Raw genomic sequence first — 10476 nt, 5'->3', positions numbered from 1 at the left:
TGAGATTGTATTGACCTCTAATATACAAAATATTTACCGAAATAAGCAATTAAACAATTAGAATTATGTGGTACGTTCAATCAAAATTAACTCATTAGTTTTGTCTATTTTATTGAATGTAGAAACAGTATATTTTTTTGGATTAAAATGGGTTACATACTGCAAATTGCGTTGCCTGTCACTATTGTTTAAAAGCATTGTATTAAAAAGGATCCGTCCTTTGGGCTTTAATAAAAAGCAAATTCGGTTGACGAAAAAGAATTCGAACAAAAAATCCGGCATTTTAGCATCTTCAAAAACATCAATGATTATTAAATCAAATTTTATATTCGTTTTCAAAACATAATTTGAAGCATCATCAATAACAATTTCCAGATTAGAAATCGTGTCGAGCTTAAAATAAGAATTGGCAATATCAATAATGGATTGATCAATTTCGACGCCAGTGATTTGTCCTTGGTACTTAATTTCATCGACCAAAGTTCGTATTACAGAACCGCCCGCAACCCCTAGTACAAGAATGTTGTTCATGGGTTTTATTTTCTCGAAACCGATGATTTTTAATCCTTTTCTTAAAATACGTTGCAAATTACCATAAGAATAGTTTGTGTTCAAACTATCCAAAACTAATTTTCCATTGGTCCAAGTTAATTCTAAGTTTTTGCTTATGGTCGATTTTTGTTCAAAAATGGTAATTGGAAAAAGGTAGCTGAGCAGTTTTTGGAGCATTTGAATTTATTTTTACCAAAAATACGGGAATAATGCTAATTTTACCAAAAATAGGTCCAAATGAAAAAAAGCTTTTATAAATTTATTTTCTTTAAAGTGATGGGATGGAAAATCACTGGCACAATTGATGAAAGTATCAAGAAATGTGTTCTTATGGTTATTCCACACACGAGCTGGCACGATTTCTATCTTGGGATATTCACTCGAGGGATCACTGGCGTTGAAATGAATTATATAGCGAAAAAAGAATTATTTCGTTTTCCTTTCGGATATTATTTTCGTTGGATGGGTGGAGCTCCTATAGATAGAGTAGGAAGTTTGAATAAAGTGGAAGCTATTGCAAAAATTTTTGAAAATCATAATGAATTTAGATTGGCTATTTCGCCTGAAGGTACTAGAAAAAAAATTAACGAACTCAGAACTGGATTTTATTATATTGCTTTGAAAGCAAATGTTCCAATTATTCCAGTTGCTTTCGATTTTGGAAATAAAACAGTAAAGCTTGGCAAACCATTTTTCCCAACTTCTAATTATGAAAATGATTTAAAAATTTTGCTCCATCATTTCAAAGGGACAACTGGCAAAATCCCTGAAAAGGGTTTTAACCCCGAAAATTAAATTATTCTGGCGAATACGTTTTAAAAGTTCCGTTTTTATAAAAAATTACAATTCTGTCAATTTCCCCATCCGTTTTTTGAGTCGAAGCTATTTTTGAATTCGAAATTGTTTCAAATTTGTTTTCCTCCAATACATGACTTAGATTCGAAAATTTTTCTGGATTCAATTCATTGCTCTTTTCAATTTTAGTTTCTGAAATTGTGTTGGACTGAATTGGAGTAGAAGGAGAGCTTTTTGAATCGAAAACTACTTCCGATTTCGGAAAAGTTCCTTTTCCGTTTAACATCCAATACAAATCTACCTCAGGAAAAACTTCCAATATTTTAAGCATAAAATCCAAACTAGGTTTGTTTCTGCCTGAAAGTAGGTGTGACATACTTGAGCGTTGAACACCTATTTTATCGGCAAAAGAAGAGGCGTTCAAGCTGTAATAATCTAGAATAATTTCCAATCTTTTTATAAAACTTTCAGTGTTTACCATTGTAAATTACATTTTTATTCTTAGTTGTTACAAATGTAATTAAAATCAATCAACGCGGCAATATTACAGATGTAAATTGCATAAAAACAATAATTATGTATAAATTTTAACATTAAATAATATATTTTAAAGTACTGAATATAAAATAATTAATACTTAAATATATTTTTAAATACAATTGTTAACTTTTGTTCAGAATTCAATAAATGCTTTCGTACATATTATGTTTACAATTCTAAATTAAATAGTTCTTTCAGAGATAACAAATGTTAATTTAAAGATGTTTACTTTTGTAAAACAAAATTATACACATGGATTTAGAACAATTGCATAGCCAATATAAAGAGCAATCAATAGAAGGTCGTTATATTACATTTGAAATTATTTTTCCAATTTTAGAAAAATCAAATACCAAAAACCAATTAGAGATAATTGGAAAATCAGTGCTTGGTATTTCTATATATAAGTATCAAATTGGGAGTGGGAAAATAAAGATTTTACTTTGGTCACAAATGCACGGAAACGAAAGCACGACTACAAAAGCATTACTTGATTTTTTGAACTTCTTAAACGGAAAGTCTGAATTGGCAAAGACATTCCTTGAAACTTTTACCTTTTGCAGTATTCCCATGTTGAATCCTGATGGAGCAAAATTGTATACTCGCGAAAATGCCAACAAAGTGGATTTAAATCGAGATTCGCAAGATTTATCTCAACCAGAAAGTAGGGTTCTAAGAGAGGTTTTCGAAAATTTCGAACCTGATTTCTGTTTTAATCTTCACGATCAGCGCACTATTTTTGGTGTTGGAAGTACAGGAAAACCAGCAACGTTGTCATTTTTAGCACCTTCTTATAATGAAGCGCGAGAGGTTAACGAAAATAGATTAAAGGCAATTAATCTTATTTCGGGTATAAATGATGCTTTACAGCAGCTTATTCCGGGGCAGATTGGTCGTTTTGATGATGGATTTAATATCAATTGCATTGGAGATACTTTTCAGTTTCTTGGAGTTCCTACAGTTTTGTTTGAAGCCGGGCATTTTCCAAACGATTATCAAAGGGAGGAAACTCGAAAATATGTTTTTGCATCTTTGGTATCGAGTTTCAAAATACTTAGCGAAAACGATTTAGTCGGCAATGAATTTGATAAATATTTGAGTATTCCTCAAAATAAAGTAGTTTTTTATGATTTTTTATATAAAAATATCAAAATAAATTATGATGGTATCGAAATAATCACGAAATTTGCTGCACAATACAAAGAAGAATTAATCAATAATCAGATTTGTTTTAATGCTTATATTGTTCATATAGGCGAATTGGATAATTTTTTCGGACATTTTGAATATGATGCAAAAGAGGTACTTTATCAGGATGAAAATGAGAATTTCCCAAAACTAAATCAAAAAGCTAATTTTTATCTAAATAACGCTTTAGAGTTTGCTAACGGATTAATTACTAGTTAGAGTTTGTAATTGTAGTTATAAATATTAAATTATCGAATTATGAGTAAGTTTCGTTTAGATGAAGTAGACCATCAAATTTTGGACATGTTGATTGACAACACTAGAATTCCTTTTACAGATATCGCAAAAAAATTATTAATTTCGGCTGGAACAGTCCACGTTAGAGTTAAGAAAATGGAAGATGCCGAAATAATAATGGGTTCTTCATTAGTTTTGGATTATGATAAGCTAGGATATTCTTTTATAGCTTATGTTGGAGTTTTTCTTAATAATACCTCTCAGACAAAATTTGTTTTGCAAAGAATTAATGAAATTCCTTTCGTGACTGTGGCATCGGTGACTACTGGAAAGTTCAATATTTTCTGTAAGATTAGAGCAAAAGACACCAAACATGCTAAAGATGTTATCTTTATGATTGATGATATTGATGGAGTTTACAGAACAGAAACAATGATTTCATTAGAAGAAAGCATCAATGATAAAAAGCGTTTAATGCATACTATCTTCAAGGATATCTAATTCATTTGAATGCAGTTATATAAATAACCTCAAGTGAATTCTTGGGGTTTATTTTTTATAGAAAGTACTAAAAACAACATAACTAACTAAACCATTATGTATACCCATCCTAAAATTGAACGATTTAATGAGGAGGTCCTCTCTAAGTATAATATATACAATAGTGTTTTTATAACACTCCCTTTTGATTCTATAGATAATACCGGTGCTTTACTGCCATTGTTTACAGATGGTTGTGAAAATGGATTTAAAAAACAAGAAACTCCAAAGGAGATATTAGATTTATTTGCTCAAAAATATTTAAGTGGAGCTTCAGAGTCAGAAAAGATAGATTTGATGTTTCGTTTTATTCAATATATCGAACGACAAATTGTATTATTTGATGCTGTTGAAGACGCAGCGTTTTCTGTAGTTAATAATATGGATGGAAGAGGCTCTTTACGTGATATCAAAGAAAAAGCATCGGCAAAAGACTTGGAGTCAGAGTTGATTTCGTTTTTAGAAAATTTCAATGTTAGAACCGTTCTTACCGCTCATCCCACTCAGTTTTATCCAGGAGCAGTGTTGGGGATTATCAATGATTTGACTGATGCCATTCGTAAAAATAATCTGCTTGAAATAAAACAATTGTTAGCGCAATTAGGTAAAACGCCATTTATCCAAAACGAAAAGCCAAATCCCTTTGACGAAGCGGTTAGTTTGATTTGGTACCTAGAAAATGTGTTTTATGAGACTTCTGGTGAAATTGTGCATTATCTGCAAAAGAATATTTTACACGGAAGTTCGATCAATAATCAATTGATCAAGTTAGGGTTTTGGCCAGGGGGTGACCGTGATGGCAATCCATTCGTAACAACAGAAATCACGCTTAAAGTAGCTGACAGATTGCGGACTTCAATTCTTAAATGCTACTATCGAGAAATGAGAAATCTTAAAAGAAAGCTTACTTTCTTTGAAGTTGATGTTCTTGTGGCGGAACTCGAATACAAATTGTACCGATCTGTTTTTTATTCAAAAGGGGAGATTTATATCACTTTAGAGGAGTTTAAATCGCAGTTGAATAAAATAAGAACGATACTTATCGAACGAAATCAATCCTTGTATTTGGATGAATTAGAAGCACTTCTTATTAAGGTGAATTTATTTGGGTTCCATTTTGCTTCCTTAGATATTCGTCAGAATAGCAGAATACATAATGCTGTATTTAAAGATGTTGTACAGTATTATTTAAACTCAAACTCTACCGTATTTCCATCAAATTATTTTGAATTGAGCGAGGTGGAAAAGATTGAAGTATTATCCACTGTAAGCGGGAATCTGGATGCTACTGTGTTTGAAGATGAAATTACAAGGTCGACAATAGAATCCGTTCAAGCTATTAGAATAATTCAAGAAAATAACGGAGAGTTCGGAGCTAATCGATATATCATAAGCAACAACGAAAGTGCATTGAACGTAATGGAAACTTTTGCCCTTTTCAAATTAAATAATTGGGCAGAGCCAACAGTTGATGTTATTCCGTTATTCGAATCTGTAGACGATTTGCAAAATGCTTACGTAATAATGGAGAAGCTGTACACTAATCCCGTGTATGCAGCTCATTTGGCGAGAAGAAATAATAAGCAAACTATAATGCTTGGTTTTTCGGATGGAACTAAAGATGGTGGGTATTTGATGGCGAATTGGAGTATATATAAAGCCAAAGAAGAACTAACCGCAATGTCTAGAAAATACGGGGTAAAAGCGCTATTCTTTGATGGGCGAGGCGGACCTCCAGCTCGTGGTGGAGGAAAAACCCATAAGTTCTACGCTTCTCTAGGGCCAAACATCGAGAATAACGAGATACAAATTACAGTTCAGGGGCAGACCATAAGCTCGAATTTTGGAACCTTGGATTCTTGCCGTTATAATTTAGAGAATTTATTGAGTGCTGGTGCGACCAATCAAGTGTTTAATAAACAAAAAAATAGTTTATCCGATAGCGATAAGGAGATTTTAGATCAATTGGCTCAGTTAGGTTATGAGAAATATTTGAATTTTAAGAATCATCCAAAATTTATTCCTTATCTAGAGCAAATGAGTACCTTGAAATACTATGCGAAAACAAATATAGGAAGTCGTCCTTCAAAAAGGAGTAAGTCTGAAACATTAGAGTTTTCTGACTTGAGAGCGATTCCTTTTGTAGGTTCTTGGAGTCAATTGAAACAAAATGTACCAGGGTTTTTTGGAGTAGGATCGGCATTGAAGCATTTTGAAGATACTAATAATTGGGGTAGGGTTCAAGACTTATACAATAGTTCCTTGTTCTTCAGAACTTTATTGGAAAACAGTATGATGTCATTGGCAAAGTCATTTTTTCCGTTGACTTCCTATATGAAAAACGACCCTGAGTTTGGGGAGTTTTGGCAAATTATTTATGACGAATTTTTGGAAACCAAAAGATTGTTACTTAAAATTGCAGGGCATAAATCCTTGATGGAAAACTATCCTGACGGTAAAGCTTCGATAGACATAAGAGAGCGTATAGTATTGCCGTTGTTGACAATACAACAATATGCTTTGCTTAGAATTAATGAATTGAATAAGGAAGATAATCCAGATTTAGATTTGATTCAAACTTACGAGAAAATTGTAACTCGTTCTCTTTTTGGAAATACAAATGCAAGTAGAAATTCGGCTTAGTTGTTTAGTAACTCTTGAAAAATCCTTTTATGAATTCCAATCAATTGCCAACAAATGAATATTCTCCGTTCAGTGCTACTTACATCAAAGCGATTGGGAATGTTGATTTATTTGAAGAATTAGAAATTAGTTTACACGATTTTATCAAGTTTGTTCAAAATATTCCAATGGACAAATTTGATTATCGTTATGCCGAAGGCAAATGGACAATCAAAGATATTATTCAGCATATTATCGATGCAGAAAGAGTTTTTGCGTATCGTGCGATGAGAATTTCTCGCAATGATCAAACGCCATTGCCAGGTTTTGAGGAAAATGATTATGTAGTGAATACCGATGCCAACGGCAGAAGCATTCAAGGTTTACTAACAGAATTTTCGGCTGTTCGACATTCTAATTTATTAATGTTCAAGAGTTTTTCGTCTGATCAATTAACGAGTATTGGGATGGCATCTAGTCATCCAGTTTCGGTTCGGGCTTTGGGTTTTCTTATCATCGGGCATCAAAAACACCATCAAAAGGTTTTTGAAGAAAGGTATTTGTAATATTTATGCATAAAAAAAGGAACTCCAAACTGAGTTCCTTTTTTTATTAACAAAAGAATTAATCTTCGTCTTCGTCTTCGTCATCTTCAGTACTTGAATCTGATTCTTCGTCATCATCATCGTCGTCAGAATCATCTTCCTTTTCTTCTGATGGTTCTTTGTATTCATCTACATCATCATCGTCATTGCTTACATCATCATCGTCATCTAAGCTAATTCCATCATCAATTGGTTCAATTTCTCCTGCTATTTCATCATCTTCATCATAATTTTCGATTCTGTCAGCAAGTTTTGTACTGATCTTTACTAAATAAATAGTATCATCAGTGCGCACTTCAACAGCTTCAACTAACTCGTTCTGAGCATTTCTAAAACGGATAATATTTGAATCATCATAGCCATCCGGAAATTTATCCACCAATAGATTTAGAATTTCGTGGGTAAGTTTTACGTAATCAACAATTACTCTCTTCATAAATTTATATTATAAATCCAACAAATAGGCAAAAATTAACGGAGCTACAATCGTAGCATCCGACTCGATAATGAATTTAGGGGTTTTAATGTCTAATTTGCCCCAAGTGATTTTTTCATTTGGTACAGCTCCAGAATACGAACCATAACTGGTTGTCGAATCTGAAATCTGACAGAAATAGCTCCAAAATGGAATATCGTGCATTTCCATATCTTGGTACAACATAGGTACTACACAAATTGGAAAATCACCTGCAATTCCACCACCAATTTGGAAAAACCCAATTCCATTAGAACTGTTTTTTGGATACCAATCTGCTAAGAATGTCATATACTCGATACCTGATTTCATCGTTGATGCTTTCAGCTCACCTTTAATAACGTAAGAAGCAAAAATATTCCCCATTGTGCTATCTTCCCAGCCCGGTACAATAATAGGTAAATTTTTCTCTGCAGCGGCATACATCCAACTGTCTTTTAAATCAATTTCGTAATATTCTTCCAAAACGCCTGAAAGTAACATTTTGTACATGAATTCGTGAGGAAAATAACGCTCTCCCTTGTCATCGGCATCTTTCCAAATTTTGTAAATATGTTTTTGCAAACGACGAAAGGCTTCGTGTTCTGGAATACAAGTATCTGTCACACGATTCAGACCTCTTTCGAGTAAAGCCCATTCATCTTCGGGGGTCAAATCACGGTAATGTGGCACTCTTTCGTAATGAGAATGTGCTACCAAATTCATAATATCCTCTTCGAGATTAGCTCCTGTACAAGAAATTATCTGAACTTTATCTTTGCGAATAATTTCTGCAAAAATTTTGCCTATTTCAGCTGTACTCATTGCACCAGCCATACTCACCATCATTTTTGCGCCGTTGGCTAACTGTTGTTCGTAGGCTTTTGCTGCATCTACAAGCGCTGCAGAATTAAAGTGCAAATAATGCTTTTCGATAAACTGACTTATTGGTCCTTTACTCATTTTTTTATGGTTTAAAGCTTTTTCTTGCGTGCTCAAAGAAAATATTTTTTTTTGAAAACTACAATGAAATCTTTTAATTATTAATTATTGTATCCTAAAATTTCTAAAACGTCCTCAGCTGTTTGTTGTTCCGAGAAGACTTCGGTAGCTAAGATGCCATTTTCGTCACGATCTATCAAAATATGTTTGGGTTGTGGAATCAAACAGTGGTGTAATCCACCGTATCCACCTATGGTTTCTTGATAGGCTCCCGTATTGAAAAAACCGATATAAAGCGGTTTTTCTTTGTTGTATTTTGGCAAATATATGGCATTCATATTCTGCTCGGAATTGTAATAATCATCACTATCACAGGTCATTCCTCCGAGCAAAACCCTTTCGTAAGTATCATTCCAGCGATTTACAGCTAACATAATAAAGCGTCTGTTGATAGCCCAAGTGTCAGGTAAAGTGGTAATGAAAGAGGAATCGATCATATTCCATTTTTCTCTATCATTTTGTTGCTTTTGATACAAAATTTGATAAATCGCTCCACCGCTTTCTCCAACAGTATAAGATCCAAACTCAGTAAAAATATTAGGAACATCTACTTCCGCTTCATCACAAGCAATCTTTATTTGATTGATAATTTCATCAATCATATACTGATAGTCGTATTCAAAGGCCAATGAATTTTTGATCGGAAATCCACCACCAATGTTCAAGCCATCGAGAGTAGGGCATTCTCTTTTCAAAGCGACATATACTTTAATACATTTCACCAATTCATTCCAATAATAGGCATTGTCATTTATTCCTGTATTGATAAAAAAGTGCAACATTTTGAGTTCCAATTTTTTATTTTCTTGAATTTGCTTTTTATAAAACTGAACAATGTTTTTGTATCCAATGCCAAGACGTGAGGTATAAAACTCAAATTTTGGCTCTTCCTCGGCAGCAATACGAATTCCAATTTTGAATTTTCGTTTGATGTTTTCTTGCAAAATATCCAATTCCTCATAATTATCAATTATTGGAATGGTATTTTTATGTCCGTTATTAATCAATCTCGCAATGTTTTCAATATACTGATCTCTTTTGAAACCGTTGCAAATCACATAAGTGCTTTTGTTTATTTTACCGGATTCAACTAATTTTTCGACTATATTGATATCAAATGCGGACGAGGTTTCGATGTGAATGTTATTCTTGAAAGCCTCATTCATTATGTATTCAAAGTGTGAACTTTTGGTACAATAGCAATAATAATATTTAGCCTCATAATTATTTTTTTCCATCGCTTTACGAAACCAGCTTTTGGCTTTGTTGATGTTATTGGAAATCTGTGGCAAATACGTGAATTTTAAAGGAGTGCCATATCGTTCAACCAATTTCATCAAATCGATATTGTGAAACTCTAGGTTGTCTTTATTTAATGTAAATTCCTCTTGAGGAAAGTAATAGGTTTGATTTATTAAGTCGAAATATTTTGTATTCATTTGATTTTTAATATTTTAGATTAATTAAGAAGAGAAATAATTAAACTAAAATTCAAACTCTAATATTTTCAAAAACGATTTGGAGCTTCTCGTTTTCGGCTTTCAAAAAAGGGAAAATATCAAAACTAAAAGTATCTTTCATCGCAAAAAAACGTCTCAATATCCTTAGAAAAGGAATAATGATTTCGTTTTTTATACTGCTATAATGTCTTGTATTTTGATTTTTTTTCATTGCTGCAAATGTAAAAAAATTTATAAACCAATCGCAATCCTTATTTATAAAATTAACTAAGTAGGTATAGGCGCTTAGAGCACCCTTGTTATCTATTGATTTTATTGATATTTATTCAAATTTCACCATCTTTTTCATTAACATATCGAAGATTGTCCCCATATTTGACCTTCTATTGTATCTAAAATGGTATTCATTCAGGTAATCCTGCATATGTTCTTTGCTGCAATGATGATGAATTCCTCTTAACCAACCTTTGATATTCATTAT

At 32.6% G+C, this 10476-nt stretch carries 12 protein-coding genes; 5 read left to right on the top strand and 7 right to left on the bottom strand.

Annotation, left to right across the window (positions count from 1 at the left end):
- Window positions 1-63 precede the first annotated feature (63 nt).
- Entirely contained in the window at window positions 64-729 is a 666-nt protein-coding gene (locus ACIQ1E_RS12310) for a spermidine synthase (RefSeq protein WP_396171600.1), read from the bottom strand.
- A gap of 60 nt (window positions 730-789) precedes the next feature.
- Here ACIQ1E_RS12310 and ACIQ1E_RS12305 point away from each other — a divergent pair, with 60 nt between their 5' ends.
- Entirely contained in the window at window positions 790-1347 is a 558-nt protein-coding gene (locus ACIQ1E_RS12305) for a 1-acyl-sn-glycerol-3-phosphate acyltransferase (RefSeq protein WP_396171599.1), read from the top strand.
- Window position 1348: 1 nt separating this feature from the next.
- Here the strand turns inward: ACIQ1E_RS12305 and ACIQ1E_RS12300 are convergent, their stop codons facing one another.
- Window positions 1349-1828, bottom strand: coding sequence for a helix-turn-helix transcriptional regulator (locus tag ACIQ1E_RS12300; protein WP_396171598.1), 480 nt, complete (start codon window positions 1826-1828; stop codon window positions 1349-1351).
- Between the two features lie 311 nt (window positions 1829-2139).
- Between ACIQ1E_RS12300 and ACIQ1E_RS12295 the strand changes: the two genes are divergently transcribed.
- The 4 genes from ACIQ1E_RS12295 to ACIQ1E_RS12280 all read left to right on the top strand — a co-directional run bounded on the left by ACIQ1E_RS12295 (window position 2140) and on the right by ACIQ1E_RS12280 (window position 7040).
- Window positions 2140-3294 carry a M14 metallopeptidase family protein gene (locus tag ACIQ1E_RS12295; RefSeq protein WP_396171597.1) on the top strand — a complete coding sequence of 385 codons (1155 nt, stop codon included), beginning with the start codon at window positions 2140-2142 and terminating at the stop codon, window positions 3292-3294.
- Between the two features lie 39 nt (window positions 3295-3333).
- Window positions 3334-3813 (top strand): Lrp/AsnC family transcriptional regulator, encoded by a 480-nt coding sequence (locus tag ACIQ1E_RS12290; RefSeq protein WP_103807030.1) that lies wholly within the window; start codon window positions 3334-3336, stop codon window positions 3811-3813.
- 96 nt (window positions 3814-3909) lie between these two features.
- A complete protein-coding gene (locus ACIQ1E_RS12285; RefSeq protein ID WP_396171596.1) occupies window positions 3910-6495 on the top strand; it encodes a phosphoenolpyruvate carboxylase in 2586 nt (861 codons plus the stop codon).
- Window positions 6496-6524: 29 nt separating this feature from the next.
- Entirely contained in the window at window positions 6525-7040 is a 516-nt protein-coding gene (locus tag ACIQ1E_RS12280; RefSeq protein WP_396171595.1) for a DinB family protein, read from the top strand.
- Window positions 7041-7098: 58 nt separating this feature from the next.
- Here the strand turns inward: ACIQ1E_RS12280 and ACIQ1E_RS12275 are convergent, their stop codons facing one another.
- The 5 genes from ACIQ1E_RS12275 to ACIQ1E_RS12255 all read right to left on the bottom strand — a co-directional run.
- A complete protein-coding gene (locus tag ACIQ1E_RS12275; protein ID WP_396171594.1) occupies window positions 7099-7515 on the bottom strand; it encodes a DNA primase in 417 nt (138 codons plus the stop codon).
- 9 nt (window positions 7516-7524) lie between these two features.
- Window positions 7525-8496: a deoxyhypusine synthase family protein gene (locus ACIQ1E_RS12270; RefSeq protein ID WP_396171593.1), complete on the bottom strand. Its 972-nt coding sequence runs from the start codon at window positions 8494-8496 to the stop codon at window positions 7525-7527.
- 80 nt (window positions 8497-8576) lie between these two features.
- Entirely contained in the window at window positions 8577-9974 is a 1398-nt protein-coding gene (locus tag ACIQ1E_RS12265; RefSeq protein ID WP_396171592.1) for an arginine decarboxylase, read from the bottom strand.
- A gap of 52 nt (window positions 9975-10026) precedes the next feature.
- Window positions 10027-10206: a hypothetical protein gene (locus tag ACIQ1E_RS12260; RefSeq protein WP_396171591.1), complete on the bottom strand. Its 180-nt coding sequence runs from the start codon at window positions 10204-10206 to the stop codon at window positions 10027-10029.
- Between the two features lie 111 nt (window positions 10207-10317).
- A partial coding sequence (locus ACIQ1E_RS12255) for a transposase (protein ID WP_396171601.1) occupies window positions 10318-10476 on the bottom strand: 159 nt, incomplete at its 5' end.

This window comes from Flavobacterium sp., assembly GCF_044348915.1.
GTDB lineage: Bacteria > Bacteroidota > Bacteroidia > Flavobacteriales > Flavobacteriaceae > Flavobacterium.
Note: the sequence above shows the minus strand (reverse complement) of the source record. Positions and strands in the feature narration are given on the sequence as shown.

Bases quoted from the DNA above. Each gene is read 5' to 3' on its own strand.
- ACIQ1E_RS12275 (WP_396171594.1), bottom strand. From the start codon at position 7,515: ATGAAGAGAGTAATTGTTGATTACGTAAAACTTACCCACGAAATTCTA.
- ACIQ1E_RS12290 (WP_103807030.1), top strand. From the start codon at position 3,334: ATGAGTAAGTTTCGTTTAGATGAAGTAGACCATCAAATTTTGGACATG.
- ACIQ1E_RS12270 (WP_396171593.1), bottom strand. From the start codon at position 8,496: ATGAGTAAAGGACCAATAAGTCAGTTTATCGAAAAGCATTATTTGCAC.
- ACIQ1E_RS12305 (WP_396171599.1), top strand. From the start codon at position 790: ATGAAAAAAAGCTTTTATAAATTTATTTTCTTTAAAGTGATGGGATGG.
- ACIQ1E_RS12285 (WP_396171596.1), top strand. From the start codon at position 3,910: ATGTATACCCATCCTAAAATTGAACGATTTAATGAGGAGGTCCTCTCT.
- ACIQ1E_RS12310 (WP_396171600.1), bottom strand. From the start codon at position 729: ATGCTCCAAAAACTGCTCAGCTACCTTTTTCCAATTACCATTTTTGAA.
- ACIQ1E_RS12300 (WP_396171598.1), bottom strand. From the start codon at position 1,828: ATGGTAAACACTGAAAGTTTTATAAAAAGATTGGAAATTATTCTAGAT.
- ACIQ1E_RS12280 (WP_396171595.1), top strand. From the start codon at position 6,525: ATGAATTCCAATCAATTGCCAACAAATGAATATTCTCCGTTCAGTGCT.
- ACIQ1E_RS12265 (WP_396171592.1), bottom strand. From the start codon at position 9,974: ATGAATACAAAATATTTCGACTTAATAAATCAAACCTATTACTTTCCT.
- ACIQ1E_RS12260 (WP_396171591.1), bottom strand. From the start codon at position 10,206: ATGAAAAAAAATCAAAATACAAGACATTATAGCAGTATAAAAAACGAA.
- ACIQ1E_RS12295 (WP_396171597.1), top strand. From the start codon at position 2,140: ATGGATTTAGAACAATTGCATAGCCAATATAAAGAGCAATCAATAGAA.